This window comes from Alicyclobacillus mali NBRC 102425 (assembly GCF_001570745.1).
Lineage (GTDB): Bacteria > Bacillota > Bacilli > Alicyclobacillales > Alicyclobacillaceae > Alicyclobacillus > Alicyclobacillus mali.
The window spans coordinates 44,074-66,712 of the sequence record NZ_BCSG01000006.1 but is presented as its reverse complement, the minus strand read 5'-3'; the positions used below and the strand labels follow the sequence as shown (position 1 = coordinate 66,712).

The 22,639-nt window shown below is 62.1% G+C and carries 20 protein-coding genes and 1 tRNA gene; 8 read left to right on the top strand and 13 right to left on the bottom strand.

Going from position 1 to position 22,639, the window contains the following annotated elements; translation table 11 throughout:
- Positions 1-53: 53 nt before the first annotated feature.
- Positions 54-2,171 carry a peptidoglycan D,D-transpeptidase FtsI family protein gene (locus AMA01_RS03610; protein ID WP_067847434.1) on the bottom strand — a complete coding sequence of 706 codons (2,118 nt, stop codon included), beginning with the start codon at positions 2,169-2,171 and terminating at the stop codon, positions 54-56.
- A gap of 236 nt (positions 2,172-2,407) precedes the next feature.
- Between AMA01_RS03610 and AMA01_RS03605 the strand changes: the two genes are divergently transcribed.
- From AMA01_RS03605 to AMA01_RS03585, 5 genes are all read left to right on the top strand, one after another.
- Positions 2,408-3,703: an O-antigen ligase family protein gene (locus AMA01_RS03605; RefSeq protein ID WP_067847431.1), complete on the top strand. Its 1,296-nt coding sequence runs from the start codon at positions 2,408-2,410 to the stop codon at positions 3,701-3,703.
- The gene (locus AMA01_RS03600) at positions 3,700-4,953 is read left to right on the top strand and encodes a glycosyltransferase family 2 protein (protein ID WP_067847428.1); all 1,254 of its coding nucleotides are present in this window, start codon (positions 3,700-3,702) and stop codon (positions 4,951-4,953) included. The genes AMA01_RS03605 and AMA01_RS03600 overlap by 4 nt, the downstream gene beginning before the upstream one ends.
- 11 nt (positions 4,954-4,964) lie before the next feature.
- Positions 4,965-5,687, top strand: a complete 723-nt coding sequence (locus AMA01_RS03595; RefSeq protein WP_067847425.1) for a DUF1345 domain-containing protein — start codon at positions 4,965-4,967, stop codon at positions 5,685-5,687.
- Between the two features lie 83 nt (positions 5,688-5,770).
- Complete coding sequence (locus AMA01_RS03590) at positions 5,771-6,031, top strand: hypothetical protein (protein ID WP_067847422.1); 261 nt, start codon at positions 5,771-5,773, stop codon at positions 6,029-6,031.
- Positions 6,032-6,215: 184 nt separating this feature from the next.
- A complete protein-coding gene (locus AMA01_RS03585; RefSeq protein ID WP_067847527.1) occupies positions 6,216-7,328 on the top strand; it encodes a nitric oxide synthase oxygenase in 1,113 nt (370 codons plus the stop codon).
- Here the strand turns inward: AMA01_RS03585 and AMA01_RS03580 are convergent.
- Positions 7,325-8,221: a slipin family protein gene (locus AMA01_RS03580; protein WP_067847419.1), complete on the bottom strand. Its 897-nt coding sequence runs from the start codon at positions 8,219-8,221 to the stop codon at positions 7,325-7,327. The genes AMA01_RS03585 and AMA01_RS03580 overlap by 4 nt on opposite strands.
- A 69-nt stretch (positions 8,222-8,290) precedes the next feature.
- Positions 8,291-9,172, bottom strand: coding sequence for a hypothetical protein (locus tag AMA01_RS03575; protein ID WP_067847416.1), 882 nt, complete (start codon positions 9,170-9,172; stop codon positions 8,291-8,293).
- A gap of 293 nt (positions 9,173-9,465) precedes the next feature.
- On the opposite strand from AMA01_RS03575, the gene AMA01_RS03570 reads away from it, so the two are divergent.
- Together AMA01_RS03570 and AMA01_RS03565 are read left to right on the top strand one after the other, a co-directional pair.
- Positions 9,466-9,550 (top strand) — tRNA-Leu (locus AMA01_RS03570).
- A gap of 107 nt (positions 9,551-9,657) precedes the next feature.
- Positions 9,658-10,191, top strand: a complete 534-nt coding sequence (locus AMA01_RS03565; protein ID WP_067847413.1) for a transcription repressor NadR — start codon at positions 9,658-9,660, stop codon at positions 10,189-10,191.
- Between the two features lie 11 nt (positions 10,192-10,202).
- Here AMA01_RS03565 and AMA01_RS03560 read toward each other — a convergent pair whose 3' ends face one another.
- The 5 genes from AMA01_RS03560 to polA are packed head-to-tail and all read right to left on the bottom strand — an operon-like array spanning position 10,203 to position 16,246.
- Positions 10,203-11,471, bottom strand: a complete 1,269-nt coding sequence (locus AMA01_RS03560) for an MFS transporter (RefSeq protein WP_231862806.1) — start codon at positions 11,469-11,471, stop codon at positions 10,203-10,205.
- Positions 11,472-11,483: 12 nt separating this feature from the next.
- A complete protein-coding gene (locus tag AMA01_RS03555; protein WP_067847407.1) occupies positions 11,484-12,143 on the bottom strand; it encodes a lytic transglycosylase domain-containing protein in 660 nt (219 codons plus the stop codon).
- Positions 12,092-12,724 (bottom strand): dephospho-CoA kinase, encoded by a 633-nt coding sequence (gene coaE, locus AMA01_RS03550; RefSeq protein WP_156468405.1) that lies wholly within the window; start codon positions 12,722-12,724, stop codon positions 12,092-12,094. Before coaE ends, AMA01_RS03555 begins: the two co-directional genes overlap by 52 nt.
- A complete protein-coding gene (mutM, locus tag AMA01_RS03545; protein WP_067847405.1) occupies positions 12,721-13,578 on the bottom strand; it encodes a bifunctional DNA-formamidopyrimidine glycosylase/DNA-(apurinic or apyrimidinic site) lyase in 858 nt (285 codons plus the stop codon). Before mutM ends, coaE begins: the two co-directional genes overlap by 4 nt.
- 13 nt (positions 13,579-13,591) lie before the next feature.
- The gene (gene polA, locus AMA01_RS03540; RefSeq protein ID WP_067847402.1) at positions 13,592-16,246 is read right to left on the bottom strand and encodes a DNA polymerase I; all 2,655 of its coding nucleotides are present in this window, start codon (positions 16,244-16,246) and stop codon (positions 13,592-13,594) included.
- A 515-nt stretch (positions 16,247-16,761) separates the two neighbouring features.
- On the opposite strand from polA, the gene AMA01_RS03535 reads away from it, so the two are divergent.
- Positions 16,762-17,076: a chorismate mutase gene (locus AMA01_RS03535; RefSeq protein ID WP_067847398.1), complete on the top strand. Its 315-nt coding sequence runs from the start codon at positions 16,762-16,764 to the stop codon at positions 17,074-17,076.
- Between the two features lie 52 nt (positions 17,077-17,128).
- On the opposite strand, the gene mdh is transcribed toward AMA01_RS03535, so the two are convergent.
- The 5 genes from mdh to trpS all read right to left on the bottom strand — a co-directional run bounded on the left by mdh (position 17,129) and on the right by trpS (position 22,531).
- The gene (gene mdh / locus AMA01_RS03530) at positions 17,129-18,064 is read right to left on the bottom strand and encodes a malate dehydrogenase (RefSeq protein WP_067847395.1); all 936 of its coding nucleotides are present in this window, start codon (positions 18,062-18,064) and stop codon (positions 17,129-17,131) included.
- A 12-nt stretch (positions 18,065-18,076) separates the two neighbouring features.
- Positions 18,077-19,375, bottom strand: a complete 1,299-nt coding sequence (icd, locus tag AMA01_RS03525; RefSeq protein WP_067847392.1) for an NADP-dependent isocitrate dehydrogenase — start codon at positions 19,373-19,375, stop codon at positions 18,077-18,079.
- A 141-nt stretch (positions 19,376-19,516) separates the two neighbouring features.
- The gene (locus AMA01_RS03520; RefSeq protein WP_067847389.1) at positions 19,517-20,818 is read right to left on the bottom strand and encodes a sensor histidine kinase; all 1,302 of its coding nucleotides are present in this window, start codon (positions 20,816-20,818) and stop codon (positions 19,517-19,519) included.
- Positions 20,819-20,821: 3 nt separating this feature from the next.
- The gene (locus AMA01_RS03515) at positions 20,822-21,502 is read right to left on the bottom strand and encodes a response regulator transcription factor (RefSeq protein WP_067847386.1); all 681 of its coding nucleotides are present in this window, start codon (positions 21,500-21,502) and stop codon (positions 20,822-20,824) included.
- Between the two features lie 45 nt (positions 21,503-21,547).
- On the bottom strand, positions 21,548-22,531 hold the full coding sequence (gene trpS / locus AMA01_RS03510; RefSeq protein ID WP_082743930.1) for a tryptophan--tRNA ligase: 984 nt from the start codon (positions 22,529-22,531) through the stop codon (positions 21,548-21,550).
- Positions 22,532-22,639 lie beyond the last annotated feature (108 nt).

Here is a 22,639-nt window from a genome sequence, read left to right as displayed (position 1 = left end):
TGCTCGCTGTGGCCACACAAGTAACCCTATGATAACGCAGGAACGCATCGCCATCAATGGCTCTGCTCCGGCAACAGGTAGGCGGGCGACTGGGGCCAGTTGGACGGAATGGCTGTGTTGGTCCACTGGCTCTTCGGCATCCAGGGCTCGTGATGCTCATCGAAATACGCGTCGATCATCTTGCGCGCCAGGATAGCCGAAAAGCTCGCTCCGTAACCTCCGCCTGGGGCCATCACGGCGACGGCCACCAGCGGGTGATTGAGCGGCGCGTAACAGATGAACACCGAGTTGTCGGTGCGGTGTCCGTTGATGACAATCTGCGCCGTTCCCGTCTTTCCGGCGGCCTGATAGGGCGCGCCCAGGAAGGCGTAGTACGCCGTACCAGCCGGATTGGACGTCACGCCGTACATGCCCTGTTTCACCAGATCCCACATCGACGGCGTTGCGCTCACGCGGCCGAGTACCTGCGTCTTGTACGTAAGAATGGGCTTTGCACCCGAGTTCGGCGTTCCATTCGACGTGTACACGTTCTCAAGAAGGTGCGGCTTGAGCTTGAGCCCCTCGTCCGCCAGCGTCATGGCATAGACGCCGAGCTCCATCGGCGTGAACATCTGTGACTGGCCGATGGCCGCATCCGCCAAGCTCGCTGGCGATCCATAGTTCACATACTTGCCGGTCTTCGCGATGGACGCCTCGCTCGCCTGCAGGTCGTAAGGCACCTGGATATTGCCCTTCTGGTAATCCTCGATGTAAAACTCGCCGTGCTCCTCAAAGGGAAGATCGATGCCCGTCAGCGTGCCGAGTCCGAAGTTCTCCTCTTCCTGGAACATGGCGTTGATGCCCTTGACGAAGTCCGTGTCCAAGTAGTTCTGATAGCTTCCATCGGAGGCCGGATACGATCCCCCAGACGTGGTGCTCGACCCGAACCACTTGCCGAGGTGCAGGCCGAGCTCGTAGAAGAACACGTCGCTCGACACGGTGATGGCCTCGATGGGGTTGACCCAGCCAAACACGAAGCCCTCGTCCTCGTTTTTGCGCTGCGTGCCGATGTAGATGTAGCCATCATCCAGAATCTCGGTCTTCGGCGTCACCACGCCCGCCTTCAGCGCCGCGATCATGTTCGCTGGCTTCACAGTGGAACCGGGGTAGTTGTACGTGTCGATTACGTTGTTCAACTGCGCCCCGGACGTCTCCAGGTAGTGAACGTGATCCACGTACGTGCCGCTTGTGTACCAGTTGGGATCCAAATAAGGGTAGCTCACCATCGCGATGACGCCACCCGTCTTCACGTTGAGCATGACGGCGGCAGCGTCGGTGATGTCCTGTTTGTTCGTCTGCGACGAGTCGATCATGTTCTGCAGAAGTTCCTGCGCCACCGCCTGCTCGTGCCCGTCCAGCGTCAGTTGAATGTTGTCCCCGTTTTGCGGCGCGATCTCGCCCACGTTACCGACGGCGGTCCCACTCGACGTGACCGTCACCAGTTCATAACCAGGCTTCCCCTGCAGAAGGTGTTCGTATTCGTACTCAATGCCCGTTTCGCCGACCTGCTGGCTGTACAAATACCCCTTGTACTGGCTCACATTTTGCGCGGTGATGGCGCCGACGTATCCGAGCACCTGCCCGGCGAGATCGCCATATGGATATTGGCGCTCGTAATCCTGCACCACCTGAATGTTCGGCAGCTCGCTCTGGTGTTCCACCACGTATGCCACCTGCGCTTCGGTCACGTTCCGCGCGAGCGTGACCTGCAAGGCCCCTGGATTGCTCTGCATGGACTCATACAGCGCCTGCGGAGTGGTCTGAAGAACAGGCGCGAGGATGGACGCGACGCGGTGCATCTCCGCATCCGACATCTGCGTGTACCGGTTGAACTGGATGGTCAGGACAGGTTTGTCCCACGCGAGCACCTGTCCGTTGGCGTCATAAATCCATCCCCGCTGCGGAAGAATGGGCACGCGGGCGTACTGCGTCAGTTGTTCCGACGAGCGAAATGAAGCGCCCTTCACCACCTGGACGTAGCCGAGGCGCAAGATGAGCGAGGTGAACGACAGGAACACGAGGCTGTACACGACATGAACGCGCAACCTGCGCCGCTTCGCGAGCTTTGCAGGATCCGGCGGCGTCACGGCGCGATCCCGCCGCTGCGCGCGCTTCGTTCTCGACTTTCGCACCGAATCTCACTCCGTCCCTGAGGCTCTACCATAGCTATTTAAATCAGACGTGGCCCCCAGTGTGCAAGTTCATCCGAGCTCTTCCATCCGCTCGGCCCGCTCGGCGATGTTCGTCGAAACGTTTGCCAAAATGTCGGAAACCCGGCGTATGCGCCCTGCAGATTTTCGGGTAGAATGAATATAGTGTGGTTCGCGGGGCGAGCCATGTACGAATTTCGAGTGCTGGGAGTGCTGGCATGTCGCGAGACGATCCAGGCTCGCTCCTGTTGTCGTTCGATGCCAGGGCGGCGCAGGGCAAGCGGATCGCCTATACGGCGGTCTATGCGCTTGGCGCGTTCGCCATCATCAATCAAGGACTTGATGTGACGTTTTTGGCGCCCCTCGCGAACGTCTGGGGAGCCTTCGCGGTCCTCGCGCTCGCATGGGCGGCGCTCGTGCGCAGGGCCTACGGAATCGCGCCGCCTCCACCCGCGTGGGCGCGATACGCGCGCTGGTACATTCTCTACACGCTGGCCCTTGTGCTGGCGGATCTCAAGCATCCGGTCCTCGCTCTGAACGCGTGGACGGTGGACGTGGAATATATTTTCGTCGGACTGCTTGTGCCGCTCGCGCTCGACGCGGAGGACACCCTCAAGCTGTTCTATGGCGTGATCGCCATGTCTATGCTGATGGGTGTAGACGGTTGGTTTCAATTTCTCATCAAAGTGCCTATCCCGAGCCAGTGGCTGGACGTGGGGGAACACGTGAGGACTCGCGTGTTCACGGTCATGAAGTCGCCTGCGGAGTTTGGGGCGAACATCGAGCTCGCGCTCCCGCTGATGCTCGGCCTGTTCGGCTTTGATGCGGACAAGCGGCGCAGAATCATTTATGTGGCAGGCGCAATCGTGGCCTTGGCCGCGCTTTTCATGACGTACGATCGCGGCTCGTGGCTGGGGCTATTCGTAGCCGCCGTCCTGGTCGCGGCGGCGTTTGAACGGCGCCTGCTGCCCATCCTGGGGGGCATCGCGGCGTTGGGTCTGTGTGTGCCGTCTCTTCGGCACCGGGCGCTCGACCTGTTGAACCCGGTCTATTTCGTCAAGTCGTCCGCGGGCGGGCGCATGGCACTCTGGCAACAGGCGTTCGACGTGATGTCGCGCAATCCGCTCTTCGGATCCGGCCTCGGATACTACGGGGGATACGTGGCGACATCCCATAGTTTTTCCGCGTTCTCCGACAATTACTACGCCAAGGTGCTCGGAGAGACCGGTATCCTCGGACTGGTGCTGTTTATGGGCATGCACGTCGCGATTGTACGCGATATGATCCGGTTGGTCAGGAAGGCGTCCGGCGGTTCGCGGCTTTTGGCGCTCGGAGGCCTGACCGGAATCACGGCCATACTGATTCACAGTTTCGTCGAGAACCTGTTTGAATACAATTACACTGCAAGCTTGTACTACCTGCTCGTGGGGCTGTTGTTGACCTGGGGTCGCAGCTTGCCAGAGGCGGACGGGATGCGCAGCCGCTGGCCGAAAGCGAGGATGTCGGACGAATGACACTGATGTACCTGCTCTGGGACACGTTTTATGACGCGCTGAAGTTGGTCACAGGCCTTGTGGCGTTGTACCAGATTGTGCTGTCGGTCTACGGCATTTGGCACCGCAGGCGGTCCATCACGCATGCGCCACAGAAGCGCTTCGCCATCATCATCCCTGCGCACAACGAGGAGTGCGTCATTGGTCCGCTCCTCGAAAGCCTGAGGCGCCAGACCTATCCGGCAGTCCTGTACGACGTACACGTTATCGCGGACAACTGCACGGACGGCACCGCAGAGCGCGCCCGGGCGCACGGCGCAATTGTCCACGTGCGCGAAAACCGCGCCGAACAGGGCAAAGGCTATGCCATCGAATGGATGCTTACGCGCCTCAAGGAGATGGGTGCGCGGTATGACGCGATCGTCATGTTCGACGCCGACAATTTGGTTCATCCGGACTTTCTTTCCATTATGAACGACCACCTTTGCAGCGGCGATCGCGTCATTCAGGGTTATTTGGACACGAAGAATCCGTTTGATTCGTGGATCAGCGTGTCGCTCGCCATCTCGTACTGGTTCGACAATCGGCTCTGGCAGTACGCGCGCGCGCGCCTGCATCTGCCGTGTACGCTCGGCGGGACCGGCCTTTGCATTGATTATCCGCTGCTGCAGGAGATGGGATGGAAGGCGACGGGTCTCACGGAAGATCTGGAGTTCGGGATCCGCTGCGTGCGCCGAGGCATCATCCCGGTGTGGGCGCACGACGCTCGCGTGTACGACGAGAAGCCGACGAGTTTCCCGGCGTCTTTTCGCCAGCGCCTGCGCTGGCAACAAGGGCACTTCCAATGCGCCCGGGAGCACATGGTCCCCATGTTTCTCGAGGGAGTGCGCGAGCGCAACCTGGCCAAGATCGACATGGCCATTTATCTCTTCCAGCCCATGCGCTCGATGCTGTTATTCGCTGGCGCCATGATTGTGCTCGGGCTTCACTATCTGTCGCCCGATCCGACCGATGCGGCGTCCAATCCAGCGGCCCTGATGGTCACCAACCTGTGGGTGGCGGTCAACGTCATCCTGTTTCTCGAAGTTCCCCTCGCGATGCTGCTCGAACGGGTCAACTGGCGGGCCTACTTTGCACTGCCCCTGCTCCCCTTCTTCCTCTGGACATGGGGCCCGGTGACGATGCAGGCCTATTTCACGCGCAGCAACCGGACTTGGTATCACACGGTGCACAAGCGCGCCATTCGCTTGGATGAACTTCGCGAGCGTTGAGGAGGGCGAAGATGGCGCCGGACGGTCCCAGGCCTGAAGAACATCCGTCGAACGAGTCGGGCCGCGCCTCGGTAGAGGCTCGTGTCGAAGCTGAGCTGACCGAACTCGCGCGGTACGCGCACCGCGTGCCTCGAGGCCTGTTTTTTGCTGCTCTTGTTCTGATTGGCGTGTTGTTGACGTTTATCTCGGTTGTGCTGCACATCGCGCCGTGGTGGGCAAGTGCGGGCATCTGCGCGCTTCTTCTCGCGCTGCTCGCCGCAGCCATCTGGCAAGCGCATGACGTGTGGGCGCGCCGACTGGCTCTCACCACCATCAGCGTGCTGACGCTGTTTCTCGTCGTCAGCGTGTGTTATCTGGTACATGCACTGTTTCACAGAAACGAATCGGCAGTCGCACTGTTTCGCGACGCACTTTTGCTCTGGGTGACGAACATCTTCGTGTTTGCCGTCTGGTACTGGGAGATCGATCGCGGAGGGCCTTTGAAGCGGCACCGCGGCACGCCGGATCGCGCCGACCTGTTGTTTCCTCAAATGATGGCGGATGTTGCTGGGTGGCAGGACTGGCATCCGACATTCATCGACTACCTGTACTTGGCCTTCAACACCAACACTGCCTTCAGTCCAACGGATACGGCTGTTTTGTCCCGGAGAATGAAGGTCCTGATGATGACGCAGTCCGTCATCTCCCTTGCGGTGGTTTCGGTCATCGCTGGGCGGGCCATCAACATTGGCTGAACTTTGAGACCATTTTAAGGAGCCCCCACTATATTGCTGGTAGGCCGGCTTGGCCAAACTTAGTCATCAAGGTGGGGGTTACCATGAAAAAGTCGATTCTGGCAAGCGTCGCAGCGCTGACGCTGTTCGCGGCGCCGAGCGTCGCGTTTGCGGGGACGGAGAAGACCGCGCATCCCGCTCATGCCGTTGTGCACGTTCACAAGACCAAGAAGAGCGCGACGCACAAGGCCACTGCAACGAAGAAGTCCACCAAGACCGCTCCGAAGAAAACGGTCGCCAAGAAGCAGACTGGACACAAGGCGGCGAGCAAGAGCGCATCCAAGTCCAAGTCGAAAAAGAAGTGAACTCCGGAGCGCGGCGATGGTCTCGCCGCGCTCTTTCGTTTTGGCTCTCATTCCGCCCTCCAACCGTTGCACATCCAGACTGCCAAACGTGACAAATTCGCAACACCGGCTCCTCTCCGCGGCCTTCGCTTTGGGATTCGCCATCGCGCTTGGCTAGAATGGTGGAGGGACGGTGACCACCAAGATGAGTCCTCTCTTCGACGAGGCGCGCGCCTTCATTGAAACCTGCTACCGGGAGCTCGGCAAAAGCGAGGAAGAGATCCAGCACCGGATATGCGAAATTCGGCGCCAGATTGCGCGCGACGGTACCTATGAACACACCTTTGAGGAACTCGAGCACGGCGCGCGCATGGCATGGCGGAACAGCAATCGCTGCATTGGGCGGCTATTCTGGCAAACGCTGCACGTCATCGACAGGCGCCACCTCAACGGCACGCACGCCATGTTCGAGGCCATCTGTGAGCACGTGGACTTCGCACAAAACGACGGCAAAATCCGCCCCACCATCACAGTCTTTGCGCCCGCCTCGCCCGAGCGCGAGGTGCGCATTTGGAATCACCAGATCATCCGTTACGCGGGTTACGAAACGGCAGAGGGCATTGTGGGCGATCCCGCCTCCGCCGCATTCACCCGCGTCTGTCAACAACTCGGATGGCGTGGAGCAGAAACCTCGTGGGACATGCTCCCCGTGGTTATCGCGGACGGCGGCGAGGTGGCATGGTTTGATCTTCCTCCCGGCCTCGTCCTCGAGGTGCCCATTGAACACCCGGAGCACCCAAGCATCGCGGATCTCGGCCTGCGCTGGTACGCCGTACCGGTGTTGTCCGACATGGCACTCATCATCGGCGGCATCCGCTACACCGCCGCGCCCTTCAACGGCTGGTATATGGTGACCGAGATTGGCGCCCGCAACCTTGCGGATCCCTTTCGCTACAACATGCTTCCGGCCGTCGCCAATGCGCTCGGCCTCGACCGTTCGAGCGACGCGACCCTGTGGCGTGATCGCGCGCTGGTCGAACTGAACGCCGCCGTGCTCCACTCGTATCGCAAGCGAAACGTCACCATCGTCGATCATCACACCGCGGCGCGTCAGTTCGCCTATTTCGAGCAACTCGAGCGAGACGCGAACCGCCGCGTCACGGGAGACTGGACCTGGCTCATCCCGCCGCTTTCGCCAGCGGCGACGCACGTCTTTCACAGCGGATACGACGACGATTTCGTGCTGCCGAACTTCGTCCGTCAACCGCCCCCTTACCAGACACAGCCCTTCCGCGCCGATCCGGCCATGTTTCGTTAGCCGCGATCGCCGCCCCGCCGCACGTCCTCCACGCGCTCGGCGTTGGCGACGCCGAGCCACGTGCCGAGGTTCATCGCGTCCGACAGCGCACTCGGCACGACAATCATGGACGCCTTCTCCTTCAGGCCCTCGTAGAGGATATTCATGGCGCGCAACTGCAGCGCGACGGGATCGCTGTGATACAGGCGCGCCGCTTCGAGAAACGATTCCGCCACCTGCACCTCGGCCTGGCCCAGGATGACGCGGGCGTTTCGCTCTCGTTCCGCCTGCGCCGCGCGAGACATCGCGTCCTGCAAGGTACCGGGAATTTTGATGTCGCGGATCTGCACGCTCTGAATCGAGATGCCCCACGGTCCCGTGCGCTCGTCCAGAAGGCGCTTCAATTCGGCATCCATTGCCTCGCGGCTCGACAGCATGTCTTCGAGCATCATCCGACCAATCAGATCCCGAAGAGCCGTCTGAGCCGCCCATGAGAGGGAGTATTCATAATCCGCCACCTGCAACGCGGCCTTTTCTGCGTCCACCACCACCCAGAACAGCACAGCGTCGATGTTGACGGGAACCGTGTCCTTGGTCAGCGTCTGTTCGGCGGTGAACGTCGTCGATCGCACCCGCAGATCAATCCAGTCTGCAACCGTATCCACAATGGGGAGCAGAAAGAACGTCCCTGGTCCCGCGAGTTGGCGGAACTTGCCGAGTCGAAGCACAACCGCCTTTTCCCACTGATTCGCGACGTGTATCGATGCCGAGATGGCCCATCCCAGCAAAAGAATGACCAAACCGAGCGCGATGCCAAGCACGCGATCCGTGCGGAAGAGCCCTGCCGCCGTCGCGATGGCGCCGAGCACAAACACGACGAAGATCAACCGCTGCACACCGGCCACGCGCCGCATGCGCATCTCCTCCTTCTCTGTCGGGAGCCTGGCGGCAGTGGCCCCGCCGGTCTCCCTCCAAACGCGAGATCATGAAGGCACAGCCTCGACAAACGGAACAACGCCAGGCGCCTCGCGCCTCTGCCATGGCTGGAACGCTCGCTCGATCACGACGGGCGGCATCACCTCGAATCCCTCTGTGCGCCCGGAACGAAGCACGAGTGCAGGTTGAAAGATCAGCCCTTGCTGAACCGTTCCCGGATGTGGCTGCAGCACGTACTGGAGCAGCGCCGTCTGCCCGGGCTTCAGCGTGAACGGCAGCCGCGCAGGTCGGGCGGCAGTTCGAGTCCCGGAGAGAACGACGCGCACGCCCGAGATCCCGTCATCCCCGGCCTGCCAGAGCGAAAGCATGCGCACAGGCGCCTTCGTGTCGTTGCGAAGTGTGAGAGCGATGAGATTATCTCGCATGACAAAAGGCTCCTGAATTTCGCCAGAGACAAAGGAGACGTCGAGCCAGTTGACCGATGTGCGAACGACGCGACAAGTCACTCTTCCGTACGGAAGTATGCGCTTCCACGGCCCCGCATTCACCAGAAAGCCGATCCGATGATCCAGGTAGTTTTTTGAGAAGCGCACCGACACGTTCAATCGGCACAGCTGGTACGTCCTGCCGCCCTCGACATCCACCTCATGCGCAAGATTTGACTGGACCACCTGAAAATCGCCTGCCGGCACGGGTTCAAGGTCCATCGTATCAGGCGCAGCCGTCGCGGACGTCCACAGGTTGTACGTGAGGACCAGCGGTTTGGCCGGATCGACCACCGCGTTCACCCGCCATCCTCCCTGTGCCCACCATTCGGCCTCGCGGGCTCTCGGCTCAAGCCGGCGCGTCCACAGCCACGAACCCACGGCAAAGGCCACCAACACCACCACCACGACCGCAGCGAGCGCCCCCTCTCGACGCTCCCTCATGCCACACGCTCCTCGCTTAGAAGGTCGATCGATCTCTGTGCTATTGCATGCCGCTGGTTGTAAATCATCGTACCCTTCCCTCCGCAGAGTGTCCAGATCTCGCGAACGCCACCCGCACGCATGGACGGGTGGTGACGCGCGCAAGTTCCCTGGCGGCGCTTCTGATTCGACGCGTGGGTGCACCCGAGAGCTCAACCTTTGCCATGAAGACCGGAAAGGAAATTCGCTCATCACGCTTGACACACTCGTCTCAGCCGACTATAATCGTCATCGTGACTCGCTTTTGAAGCCATGTCGAGATGGCGGAATTGGCAGACGCGCACGTTTGAGGGGCGTGTGGGGTAACCCGTGCGGGTTCAAGTCCCGCTCTCGACACCAGAAGAGCATAGGGAAAAGGGGTTCGGAGATATTCCGGACCCCTTCTTCGCGTGAGCACCCCCACGTACGTGGACCGGAGTGACGACGAGAAGAGGGAGGGATCCACCGTGCCGACCGAGCGACAGTCGCGTCTATTGGACATCTTGCAGCGCGCCGAATCCCCCGTGCCGGGACAGGCGCTCGCCGAGGCGCTCGGCGTCACACGCCAGGTCGTCGTCCACGACATCGCGCTCCTGCGCGCCGCCGGCGAACCCATCTACGCCACGCCCAAAGGGTACTGGCTGAACCGCCCTTCGCCGGCCCGCGAAACCGTCATCGCCGTCTCCCATACGCCGGATCAGACGAAGGACGAACTGTACACCCTGGTCGATCACGGCGTCCGCGTGCTCGACGTGCGGGTGGAACACGTCATCTACGGTGAAATTGTCGGGCATCTCCTCATCACCTCGCGGCGCGACGTGGACGTGTTCCTTGAGAAAGTGCGTGCGGAAAAGGCGGCGCTTCTCTCGAGTCTGACCGGCGGCTTCCACTATCACCGCGTGCAGTTTGACCGAGAGGATCAACTCGTGGAAGCGTGCGATGCGCTTCGGAGGGTTGGAATTCAGGTCATGACAGATCCCTCACCCGGGGAAGTCCTCTGACGCTTCGCTCGTCACGCCCGTCGCTCCACATCGTAGCCCCGGAAGAAAACGCCGTACAGGACGGTGGAGACGAGCTGCAACCCAGCCGCAAACACAAACGGAAGCGCCAGGCTGCCTTCGTCCAAGAGCCATCCCGATATCGTGGGCCCCACGGCCGAAGCCGCTCGCGTGAAAAACGAGTTCATGCTCAGTGAAAATCCCCGCCGATCGTCGCCCGTCAGGCTCGCGCCGAGCGCGGATCGAGCGCCCTGCGTGCCCCGGCTCAGGGCGGATCGCGCGGCATACAGGACCGAGGCGAGCGCGAACGTGGGCATGAACGGAAGCGCACACATCAGGCCCACACCCGCGAGTCGAAGCCAGACCACCGCACGCACCATGCCGAAGCGGGCGGACAGGTATCCCGAGACAAGCGCCGCGATTCCGGTGACAGCAAAGGACGCGGCCAAGGTCCCGCCGATCTCGCCGCTCGTCGCCCCGAATTTCGTCGCAAACCAGTAGGACATCATCGGGCCCACGAAGCCGACGCCGAGCCCGTTCAGCACGTTGACAAACGCAAGCCTGGCGATATTCCGGTTTTCGGCCTTTCGCTGCGGATCGGGACGAAAGCGCATTCGGTCCGAAGCGGGCCGCTCCACCTGTCGGGAAGATGGGGCTTGCCCGCGCAAAGCGGCCCTCCGTTGGCCAGCCATCCCGCCGCCTGGCGCGAGCCACACAATGAATGCGCAGGCGAGCGACAGCCCGGCAATGCCGCAAAAGAGCGGTCGAAACGCAAGGGCTCCAGGCAACGCGTTCCGCCAGACATGATCCAGTCCCGCGAGCAGGCAACCTGCAGCCACCCCGAAGAAACCAATGGCCGTGTTCGCGCTGAACACCCGGCTTCGCCGATCCCGCGGAACGTTCTCGGCCATCCACGCCTGTTCCACGGGCGTAAACGGCCCCGCGGCGCCATTTTGCCCGCGGCCGAGGCCCGTGAGCACAATGGCCGCGGTGAGCAGCGCCGGATTGCGAGAAAGGGCCACCGCGAGCGCCGCCGCACACGTCATGCACTCATAGGCGAGCAGAAACGGTTTTCGCCCGATGCGGTCCGACAAGGGGCCACAGAGCAAAATGAGCGCGGCCCCCACCACACCGGCCGCGGACAGGACCCCTCCAATCGCCGTGGCGCGCCAGCCCAGCGCCTTGAGCAGGAGCGCCATATCGACGATGGCCACGCCCTGTCCCACGCTGCGCAGTGCCCGCGCCGCTTGCAGACAGGCCACCGCTCGGTTCCGGCTCTCCACCTTCACCGCCTCCTACTCGTTCACAGGCAAGCGCCAGGCGGGATCTCCCCCGTAGATTTTCTTGTACAGATCGTAGTTGTAGAAGACGCGATCGACGAAGTGGCGCGTCTCCCCCACGGGGATCTGATCGATGTCCTGGAGCTTGCCGTTCCACACCCCGTCCGATAGCCACTGTGACACGCGCCGCGGGCCCGCGTTGTACGCCGCGACCGCCGCCACGACGTTGCCGTGAAAGTCGTCGATCAGGCTTTTCACGTACCAACTGCCTATCAGGATGTTGTACTCGGGGCTCGCCAGCTTTTTCGCGTCCTTCGGCAGCTTGCGAAGCGCGCCGCCCGATCCCGACGTCTGATTCCGCAGCATCTCCGCGATCCACTCGGCCGTCTGCGGCATCAGCTGCATCAGCCCCACGGCGCCTGCGTGCGAGACGTCCTCAGTGCGAAACTTGCTCTCCACGCGGATGATGCTCGCGATGAGAAGCGGATCCACGTCCGCAAACCGAGCCGATTGCTGAATCTGAGCCTGATACTGAATGGGATACATGACCCGCCAGAAACCGTTCGTGGAAATGGTCACGAGGACGGCGATGAGCAAGACCCCCGCAATGAGCTGGCGGAGGCTCAGCGAGAGGAAGAATGGCCGCTTCGGTTTTCTGTCCGAAGTTTTTGCCATAGCGCCTGCACCTGCTCTCGCGTGAATTCCAGAGGTCCGTCGTTTTCGATGATGTGGGTGGCAATGGCACGCTTTTCGTCGATCGGCATCTGGGCGCGAATTCGGCGCATGGCTTCCTCCTCGCTCAAGCCGTCCCGTTCCATCACACGCCGAAGCTGAGTCGTGGGGCTCGCATACACGACGACGATCTCGTCCACGAATCGCTTCGCCGTCCCCTCGATGAGAAGCGGCACGTCCCACACCACAGGTTCGCCAGGGTGCTGCTGCCAGTAATCCGCCGTCTCCTGCCACATTCCCTGCTGTACGCGTGGATGCACAATTTGATTGAGCTTCAATCTCATATCCTCGTCCTGGAAGACGATGGCCCCGAGTCTCTTGCGGTCAAGCGTCCCGTCCGGCTGCAGCACCTCGTCTCCGAAAGCCTCGACAATCGCGCGCAGACCATCGCTGCCGGGCTCCACCACCCTGCGCGCCCACACGTCTGCGTCCACGACGAACGCGCCGAGATCGCGCAGCATCTGAGACACCGTGCTCTTCCCAGTACCGATGCCTCCGGTCAAACCAATGATCTTGCCTCTCACGCGTTCACCCCCGTTTCCGCCGTTCGGGCGATTGGATTGCGTTGACATGCGGGGCACACGTGCGTGCCTCGCCCGGCCACTTTTACCTTCTGAATCGTCCCCCCGCAGCGCGGGCAGGGCTCACCCGTGCGTCCGTAGACGGCCAGCTGAATCTGAAAGCCCCCATGCCGACCGTAGCCGTCGCGAAACGACCGAACCGACGATCCGCCCTCGCGGATGGCGCGCGAAAGCACATCGCGGATTTCGCGAAGGAGCTCATCCAGCGCTTCGGCCCCCACCAACCCGGCGGGCGTCAACGGGTGAATGCCCGCGGCAAACAGCGCTTCGTCCACGTAGATGTTGCCAAGCCCCGCAATCTGCCGCTGATCCAGCAACAGGCTCTTGATGGGCGCGCGCCGCCCCCGCCACAGCCTGCCCAAAGCAGCGCCATTGAGGGACGGATCGAACGGCTCCGGTCCGAGCTCCGCGAGACCTCTTGGAAGCGGCTCTCCTTCAAGCACGGCATCCATCGTGCCGAACTGGCGCACGTCCGCGTAGCGCAACTCGCGGCCAGACCCCAGGCGAAAGATCACGTGCGTGTGCGGAGCCTCCGGCTCCGACGGATCCGCCACGGCGTAGCGCCCCTCCATGCGCAGATGAGAAACGAGCAGGACGCCATCCATTTGGAAGAGGAGATACTTTCCTCGCCGTTCCACGCGGCGAATGGCACGCTCCCTCAGGCGATCGGCAAAGGCGTCCACCGCGGGATGACGCACGATGCGCGAAAGGCGGACTTCCACGCCGCGAATGACATCGCCCTCAATACGCTCCGCGAGGTGACGCCGCACGGTCTCCACCTCCGGCAACTCCGGCATGCTCCATCCCTCCTCACTTGGCGTCGTACCACGTCGGGCCATGCGCGGTATCCACCTTCAGCGGCACGGACAGCGTCATGGCGTTCTCCATGTTGTCGCGCACGAGAACCTCCAGCGCAGGCAATTCGTCCTTGGGGCACTCGAAAATGAGCTCGTCGTGCACCTGGAGCAACATGCGCGCGTCCATCTGGGCGTCGCGCATCGCGCGATCGATTCGCACCATCGCGAGCTTGATCAGATCCGCGGCGCTGCCCTGAATGGGCGTGTTCATCGCGGTGCGCTCCGCGAAGCTTCGCATCTGATAATTGCGGCTGTGAATGTCAGGCAGATATCGCCTGCGATTCATCAGCGTCGTGACGTAGCCGCGTTCGCGCGCTTGCCTGACGATCTCGTCCATGTACCGCTTCACGCCGGGAAACTTCTCGAAATAATTCTCGATGAACCGCTTCGCCTCTTTTTGCGGGATGTTCAGGTTCTGCGAGAGCCCGAAATCGCTGATCCCGTACACAATCCCAAAATTTACAGCCTTCGCCTGACGGCGCATCAGGCTCGTCACCTGCTCCGGCGGAACCTCAAACACGTCCGCCGCCGTGCGCGTGTGGATGTCCATGTCGTGGCGAAACGCGTCAATGAGGGCCTCGTCCCCAGACAGATGAGCCAGAATGCGCAGCTCAATCTGCGAATAGTCGGCGGCAAAGATCACCCAATCCTTATAGGTCGGCTCGAACACTTGGCGCAGCCGGCGACCCTCCTCGAGCCGAATGGGGATATTCTGCAAATTCGGCTCGCTGCTCGAGAGCCTGCCGGTGGCGGTGAGCGTCTGATGAAACCGCGTGTGCACTCGTCCGGTCTCTCTGCGGATCACCTTCAACAGTCCCTCGACGTACGTCGACTGCAATTTGGCCAGCATGCGGTAATCCAAGATCTTTTGGACGATCTCGTGCATCGGCGCGAGCTTCTCCAGCACGTCGGCGCTCGTCGAATATCCTGTCTTCGTCTTCTTCAGTGCAGGCAGGCCAAGTTTGTCAAACAGAATTTCGCCGAGCTGCTTGGGAGAGTTCAGATTAAACGACGTGCCCGCGAGCTCGTAAATCTCCTGCGTGATCCGCTCAATCCGTTCAGTCAGTCCCTCGCCGAACGCCTGCAGTTTCTCGCGGTTCACATAGAATCCCGTGATCTCCATCTTGGCCAGGACGAACGCCAATGGAAGCTCGACTTCCTGATACAGGCGTTCCATCTCCTGCATACGGATGGTATACGCAAGGGACTCAAACAGCGGCGGCAGATGGGATGCGGTGTAGGCGAGCCACTTTTCCCGTGTTGCATCCTCCCGCGGAGGCAGTTCCTGACCCCGCTCGCGTGCGAACACCTCGGACAGCTCCACGTCGCCATCCTGGGGATTGAGCAGATATGCGGCGAGCTTCACGTCCTGCCAGCCGCACTCGGGCGTCAGCCCGATGCCGTGCGCATCCAGCGCAAACGCCATCGACTTTAGGTCAAACGCCACCTTGGGCCGTTCGGACACCAGCCACGGCCGGACGTCGCTCAACTCTAGTCGCTCGCCGAAACGGATGTAGTATGCTCGCTTCGGCGCCGCCACCGCCATCCCGCGGATTTCCGCCACGTGATAGTCTGGATGTGCGAAGTCCATCATGACACCCACCGGCTCATTGAACGCAGAGACGGCCTCCCGCCACGCCTGCACGTCCTCGATTACGTCGTAAGCAAAGCCGTCCCACGCGGTGGACGGGCGGCCTGGCTCTGCAGACGGCTGAGGTGACGTCGAATCGTGGCTCATTTCCTCGGAAATTTTGTCGACGAGGGACCGAAAATCGAGTTCTCGAAACCAGGCAAGTGCGCGGGCGGGATCCGGCCCTTCGTAGCGCAGGGAGTCGAGATCGACCTCCACAGGCGCATCACATGCGATGGTGGCGAGGCGCTTTGACAGAAACGCGTCGTCCCGATGCTGCTCGAGACGCTCGCGCAGCTTCTGGCCCTGCACCTCCTCGAGGTGCTCGTAGACCCCCTCGACCGTTCCAAAGGACGCGAGCAACTTGAGCGCCGTCTTTTCTCCGACTCCCGGGACTCCCGGGATGTTGTCGGACGGATCGCCCATCAAGCCCTTCAGATCGATGACCTGCGCGGGTTTGAGGCCCGGATAGCGCTGGGCCACCGCCTGCTCGTCAAAGTGCTCCATCTCGGTGATGCCTTTGCGCGTGAGAAGCACATGCACGTGGGAATCCACCAGTTGCAGGAGATCCTTGTCTCCGGAGACCACGCGGACTTCAAAGCCTGCCTCCGCCGCCCGCTTGGCGAGCGTACCGATGACATCATCCGCCTCGTATTGGTCGATCTCGATCATCGGGATGGACAGCGCCTCGAGGGTGCGGCGCGCGAGCGGAAACTGCTGCACCAGCTCATCCGGCGTCTCCTGTCTCGTCCCTTTGTAGGCTGCGAAATCGGCATGACGAAACGTGACTTTGGATTTATCAAATGCGACTGCAAGATGTGTCGGGTTCTCGTCCGACAGAAGCCGCAGGAGCATCGTCGTGAATCCGTACACGGCGTTCGTAGGCGTACCGTCCCGCGCAGTGAGCGGCGGCAGCGCGAAAAACGCGCGATAGAGAATGCTGTTCCCATCAATCAAGACCAGTTTGGACGATGGCATAGCCCACCCCAGACTCCGCGCCGTCGGGCGCTCTGTTGTCCCGCTCCATTCTAACACATTCCCAAGGTCGGTCCGCGTCGTCTGATGTCTGGAAACGCGGACTCAAGCCTCATTGGGCAGATAACTCATTGACAAACTTCGGGCAGATAACTCGTTGACAAACTTCACCGAATTGGTTACCATGTTTACAAAATTCAATCGTTCGAAGGCCATGAAGGAGAGAGTAGATCCGCGGGGACGGTGCAGAGAGCCAGTGTTCGGTGCGAACTGGTCCGGCCCGCGGATGGAAGTTCACTCTGGAGCCGCCTGGTGAACCGCGCGATGGGTGGTCGCGCGCCGCAAGTAGCCAGCGCCGGTGGGCGAACGCCCATCGTTATCCCAACGAAGTGAAAGGCGGGTGCGCAGACACCCGTCGCAGGGTGGTACCGCGAGCAACGCTCGCCCCTATGGGGGCGGGCGTTTTTGCGTTGATGCACACACCTGCCCGCCACAACACAGGAAAGGAGCGAGCCTGCGTGCAGCGCCCACTGGACGAAGAACTTCGCGACCTGCGCCGCGCCATTGATGCCATCGACGAACAAATTCTTACATTCTTGGCCCGGCGCTTCGCCATCGCCGACGAAATTGCCGAACACAAGGCACTCCGGCGTCAAGCGGTGGTACAACCCGATCGCGCCCAGGAGGTGCGGGCTCGCTACCTTGAAGCGGGTGCCGCGCTTGGGCTGAACCCGCCCTTCCTCTCGGCGCTCTGGACACTCGTGCACGAGGAGTCCTGCCGTCGGCAAGGCGAACGTCTGAGGGCGTTCGAGCGCTCGACCCGCACCGTCTAAAAGCGAAAGCCAAGGGACACAGGCCCCTTGGCTTTCGCCCGTCTGCTTCAGATCAGGAGATCACGGAGATCAGCCTGCGCACGGACTCGGCGGACTTGTCGAGCGCCGCCTTTTCCTCCGGCAGAAGATCGAGTTCCAGGATGCGTTCAATCCCGCCTTTGCCGAGCACCGTCGGAACGCCGAGCGTGAGATCCCGATAGCCGTATTCTCCTTCGAGATACGCGATGGCGGGCAACACACGCCGCTTATCCTTCAGAATGGACTCCGCCATCTGCAGCAGCGATGCGGCCGGGGCGTAATACGCGCTCGCGTTGCCCATCAGGCTGACAATTTCGCCGCCCCCGTTCCGGGTGCGCTCGACGATGGCGTCAATCCGCTCCTTCGGGAGCAGCTTTTCAAGCGGCACGCCGCCGACGTTCGCGTAGCGGACGAGCGGCACCATGTGGTCGCCATGCACGCCGAGGACAAAGCCGCGCACGTCCTCCACGGACACGCCGAGCTCCATCGCCACAAACGTGTTGAAGCGGGCCGTGTCGAGCACGCCTGCCTGCCCGATGACGCGCTGCTTCGGAAATCCGCTCGTCTTGTACGCCACGTACGTCATGGCGTCCACGGGGTTGGAGAGGACGATGAGACAGGCGTCCGGCGAGTACCGCACCACCTGCTCGGTGACCGACTTCACGATGTTCGCGTTGGTGTTGACGAGATCGTCCCGGCTCATCCCGGGTTTGCGGGGCAATCCCGCCGTGATGATGACGAGGTCCGATCCGGCCGTGTCCTCGTAATCGGACGTCCCCACGACGTGGGCATCGCTCCCGAGCACGGGCATGGCCTCGAGCATGTCGAGCGCCTTGCCTTTGGTGGGATTTTCGAGCGACGGGATGTCCACGAGGACCACGTCACCAAGTTCCTTGGCCGCCAGCAAAAACGCCGTGGTGGCGCCCGTGAATCCGGCGCCGATCACCGAGATTTTCTTCCTCTCCAACATGCGAACCGCTCCTCAGTCCATATTTTTGATGATGTGATCGCCGAACTCGGAGCACTTCACCTCGGTCGCGCCCTCCATCAGGCGGGCAAAGTCGTACGTGACGGTCTTCTGCGCAATGGTCTTCTCCATCGCGCGGGTGATGAGATCAGCAGCCTCTTGCCAGCCCATGTACTCGAACATCATGACGCCCGAGAGAATCACCGAGCCCGGGTTCACCTTGTCGAGCCCCGCGTACTTCGGCGCCGTACCGTGCGTCGCCTCGAAGACCGCGTGCCCCGTTTCATAGTTAATGTTGGCGCCCGGCGCAATGCCAATGCCGCCGACCTGCGCGGCGAGCGCGTCCGAGATATAGTCGCCATTCAGGTTGAGGGTGGCGATGACGTCGTACTCGGCCGGACGCGTAAGGATCTGCTGCAGGAAGGCGTCGGCGATCACGTCCTTCACGATGATCTTCCCGGCCTCCACGGCCTCCTTCTGGGCGGCGTCCGCGGCCTCCTGGCCCTTGTCGGCCTTGATGCGGTCATACTGCGCCCACGTGAACACCTTGTCCGAGAATTCGCGCTCGGCGAGCTCGTAGCCCCAGTTCTTGAACGCGCCCTCGGTGAACTTCATGATGTTGCCCTTGTGGACGAGCGTGACGCTCTTGCGCTTGTGGCGCAGGGCGTATTCGATGGCAGCCCGAACGAGGCGGTCCGTGCCCTCGCGGGAGACGGGCTTCACGCCGATGCCGGACGTCTCCGGGAAGCGGATCTTCTTGACACCCATCTCCTTCTGGAGGAACTCGATGACCTTCTGCACCTCAGGCGTGCCCGCCTGCCACTCGATCCCGGCGTAAATGTCCTCCGAGTTTTCGCGGAAAATCACCATGTCCACGAGTTCAGGATGTTTCACGGGCGAAGGAACGCCTTGGAAGTAACGCACTGGGCGCTGGCAGACGTACAGGTCCAGCTCCTGGCGGACCGCCACGTTCAGCGAACGGATGCCGCCGCCCACCGGCGTGGTCAAGGGCCCCTTGATGCTGACGATATATTCCGACAGCGCGGTCAACGTATCCTGCGGCAGCCATTCGCCAAACATGTTGTATGCCTTCTCGCCAGCGTACACCTCGTACCAGGCGATCTTGCGCTTACCGCCATACGCCTTCTCGACGGCGGCGTCGAACACGCGCTGCGACGCCCGCCAGATATCCGGCCCTGTGCCGTCTCCTTCGATAAACGGAATAATTGGGTGATCCGGCACGTTCAATTTCCCGTCCACCAACGCAATGGGTTCGCCCTCCGTTGGCAGTTGATACCTCTCAAACGTCGGCATGGCAGGCCCTCCCAATCTCGATGCGTTCTCTCTCGATGACCGTGCGCAACAAGAAGCGGCGCAGCTTGCCGCCGCCCGCCCTTGTCTCGCAGTGCATCCTCACCCATCATATAGCACGCCGGCCCGCTCATGCAATCGCTCTCAATGCGGGCGCAACAGCGGCACGTGCAACTCGACAAAAAATCGATCTTCGTCCGAGTCGATGCGCAAACGCCCGCGCATCCGGTGGACGAGCCGCTCGACAATCTGCAGTCCCACACCGCGCTCCGGCGCGCGAGGTCTTTCTCCCGCACGCTCTGCCACGTCGTTCTCGACCGCAAGCACCGCCCACTGCCCTTGCCGATACAGGGACCAGACGGCGGTCGACGGGCGCCTGGCGTGGTCGATCACGTTTTTCAGCAGCGTGCTCACCAGCCGCTCCCACTCAGCCTGGTTGGTGTAGACGAAGAGCCCCTCTTCGGCCTGTCCTCGAAGCTCGATGCCCTCCGCGCGCGCGACAGGCTGATACCGCTCGGCAATTTCCGGCGTGAGATCCGACACCGCCACCGGTTCCGGCGGATCGTCAACCAAGCCTGAGCGCAGCTTCGAGAGGTAAAGCATGTCCGAGATCATCTTGGACGCGCGGTCCAGCTCGCGCCTGATTTCGTTGGCAGCGTCCTCGGGCACCTCGCGGTTGGCGAGCATCGCGCTCGCGGTGGCGATGGGCGTCTGGAGCTCGTGCGACAGCTCCAGCACCGCCTCCTGGTAAGCGGCCCACGTCTGGAAAGCGGGCTGGACGAGCCGCCGGGCCAGGACGAGATCGCCCGCGAGAGCGAGCAGGAATCCCGCGCCGCCGATGAATTCCATCAGGTGGAGCGTGTGCGTGAGCATGGACCTTTCCTGCGTGATGAGACAGTACATGTAGAGCACAACGGTCGATCGCGTCGGCGCAAGGGCGGCTGCATTTCCATCCCCTATCGCCCGCACAGCGGATTTCAATGCGCTGGTGGCGAGAAGTCCCTCAGGTGAGGTCCCCCCCGTTCGGCCGACGGCGGTCTGAATCAGGTCGGGCTCGACGGTGGGATCCGGCACGACCACGGTGTACAGCCGATACGGCTCGTTGTCGTACGTGAACGTCACGAAGTGCTTGAGCACCGCCTCGCCGTGCACGACGGAGAACGGCACCGGCGCGTGCGGCGAATGGGCGACGGCCGCTGGGCCCACGGCGTAGTAGAAGATGGTGTTGCCGAGATCGTCCCGGACGGGGGGCCCGAGTCCGTCCCGGTACACGCTCTCGGTGAGCGCCCGCTCCACGGCGGGAACGGCGTCCGCCATCGCCTGTTCCGCGTCGCGCGCCACGTCGTTCGTGAGCTCTCGATACACCGCGAGACCGACGAGGACGAGGAGAAGCCCCGTGCTCACGATGAGCAGGCTCGCCACGGTGACATACATGCGGCGGAACATGGGTCACTCGCCCTCCGGCTGCAGCGCATAGCCCCGGCCGCGCACGGTGACAATGGCGTTTTTCCAGCCGATGTTGGAACACTTCCTGCGCAGAAAGTAGATATAGGTGTCAAGGGCGCTGTCCGCCACCTCCGCGTCCGGTCCCCAGACCTTGGCAATGAGCTGGTCTCGCGTCATGACCTGGTGCTTGTGGCGAAAGAGCGCCTCCATCAGTGCGAACTCCTTGCTCGTGAGCTCGAGCGTGCGCCCTTCGTACTCGAGGCTGCGCGACCGCGTGTGCAGTTTCGCGCGCCCGTGCTCGAGCACCTCGTCGTCGGTAAGCGCGGGCGAGCGGCGGACGAGCGCCCCCACTCGGGCCAGAAGTTCGTCAGGATGGAACGGCTTGCCCAGATAGTCGTCCGCGCCCTTGTTGAGCCCCAGCACGCGATCCTTTGGATCATTCTTCACCGTGAGCATGAGGATGGGGGTGGTGCACCCCGCCTCGCGCAATTGCGTGAGCGCCTCAATACCGTCCCCGTCCGGCAGCATGTAATCGAGCACGATGCAGTCGTACGCGCCGCTCATCCCGTGCTCCACCGCCGCGAACACCGTGTCGACGGCGTCCACAGTGTAGCCGCGCTGCTGAAACAGCTTCACGAGCTCCCGCTGCAGCGCCGCCTCGTCCTCCACCACCAAAAGCCGCATTCCGCATCCCTCCTTGCGCCCGCGCTGCGGGTCGCCCGGCGCGGCTCAGACCTGCAGAAAGCCGAGCTTGCGCTGCACATCCCGGAGCGTGGCCGCGGCAAGTTCCCGCGCCCGCTCGGCCCCCTTGCGCAGCACGTCGTCGAGCTCGCTCGACGCCATGAGCTCCTCATAGCGAGCCTGAATGGGCGCCAAGCGCTCAATCACGACTTCGGCCAGTTCCTTCTTGAACGGCCCATAGCCCTGGCCCTCGAATCTCCGCTCTACGTCTTCGAGCGATACGTCGGCACACAGCGCATAAATGGTCATCAGGTTGCTGACCGCAGGCTTCCGCTCCGGGTCGAAGCGGACCTCCCGCTCCGAGTCCGTCACCGCGCGGCTGATTTTTCTACGTAGCGTATCCGGATCATCCAGCATGGAGATGTACGCATTCGCACTTTCGTCGCTCTTGCTCATCTTCTTCTGCGGGTCTTCAAGGCTCATGATGCGCCCGCCAATCTCCGGGATGTAGGGTTCGGGCACCACGAACGTGTCTCCGAATCGACGATTGAAGCGGCCCGCGACGTCGCGCGTGAGTTCCAGGTGCTGTTTCTGATCCTCGCCGACCGGCACGAGATGCGCGTTGTAGAGCAGAATGTCCGCGGCCATCAGCGCGGGATACGTGAAGAGCCCCGCCGTCACCACCTCGTGGCGGTTCGATTTGTCCTTGAACTGCGTCATGCGCTCGAGCTCGCCGTGGTAGGTGAAGCACTGCAGGATCCAGCCGAGTTCGGCGTGCTGCGGGACGTGGGATTGGACAAACACCGTCGCCTTCGCAGGGTCAATGCCCGACGCCAGGTATAACGCCGCCACCGAACGGGTGTTGTGGCGGAGCGCCTCCGGGTCCTGCGGCACCGTGATGGCGTGCATGTCGACGACGCAGAACAGACAATCCGCCTCGCCCTGCAGCTTCACGAAGTTTCGAATCGCACCGAGGTAGTTTCCGATGGTCAGGGTGCCAGAGGGCTGAATGCCCGACAACACGCGTTTCATGGACATCATTCTCCCAACTGTTCAAATTCGGTTCAAATGCGGTCTGTTCCCCAAGCCTGGCTGACGCCTGGCCAGCGCCATTCGCTCTTCATCATAAACGAAAGCGGA

Excerpts from the sequence above, each read along its gene's own strand:
- AMA01_RS03580 (WP_067847419.1), bottom strand. The coding sequence starts at position 8,221 with ATGCGGCGCGTGGCCGGTGTGCAGCGGTTGATCTTCGTCGTGTTTGTG.
- trpS (WP_082743930.1), bottom strand. The coding sequence starts at position 22,531 with ATGAAACGCGTGTTGTCGGGCATTCAGCCCTCTGGCACCCTGACCATC.
- AMA01_RS03605 (WP_067847431.1), top strand. The coding sequence starts at position 2,408 with ATGTCGCGAGACGATCCAGGCTCGCTCCTGTTGTCGTTCGATGCCAGG.
- AMA01_RS03520 (WP_067847389.1), bottom strand. The coding sequence starts at position 20,818 with ATGTTCCGCCGCATGTATGTCACCGTGGCGAGCCTGCTCATCGTGAGC.
- mdh (WP_067847395.1), bottom strand. The coding sequence starts at position 18,064 with ATGTTGGAGAGGAAGAAAATCTCGGTGATCGGCGCCGGATTCACGGGC.
- AMA01_RS03515 (WP_067847386.1), bottom strand. The coding sequence starts at position 21,502 with ATGCGGCTTTTGGTGGTGGAGGACGAGGCGGCGCTGCAGCGGGAGCTC.
- AMA01_RS03590 (WP_067847422.1), top strand. The coding sequence starts at position 5,771 with ATGAAAAAGTCGATTCTGGCAAGCGTCGCAGCGCTGACGCTGTTCGCG.
- AMA01_RS03575 (WP_067847416.1), bottom strand. The coding sequence starts at position 9,172 with ATGAGGGAGCGTCGAGAGGGGGCGCTCGCTGCGGTCGTGGTGGTGGTG.
- AMA01_RS03585 (WP_067847527.1), top strand. The coding sequence starts at position 6,216 with ATGAGTCCTCTCTTCGACGAGGCGCGCGCCTTCATTGAAACCTGCTAC.
- AMA01_RS03595 (WP_067847425.1), top strand. The coding sequence starts at position 4,965 with ATGGCGCCGGACGGTCCCAGGCCTGAAGAACATCCGTCGAACGAGTCG.
- AMA01_RS03555 (WP_067847407.1), bottom strand. The coding sequence starts at position 12,143 with ATGGCAAAAACTTCGGACAGAAAACCGAAGCGGCCATTCTTCCTCTCG.
- AMA01_RS03600 (WP_067847428.1), top strand. The coding sequence starts at position 3,700 with ATGACACTGATGTACCTGCTCTGGGACACGTTTTATGACGCGCTGAAG.
- mutM (WP_067847405.1), bottom strand. The coding sequence starts at position 13,578 with ATGCCGGAGTTGCCGGAGGTGGAGACCGTGCGGCGTCACCTCGCGGAG.
- icd (WP_067847392.1), bottom strand. The coding sequence starts at position 19,375 with ATGCCGACGTTTGAGAGGTATCAACTGCCAACGGAGGGCGAACCCATT.
- polA (WP_067847402.1), bottom strand. The coding sequence starts at position 16,246 with ATGCCATCGTCCAAACTGGTCTTGATTGATGGGAACAGCATTCTCTAT.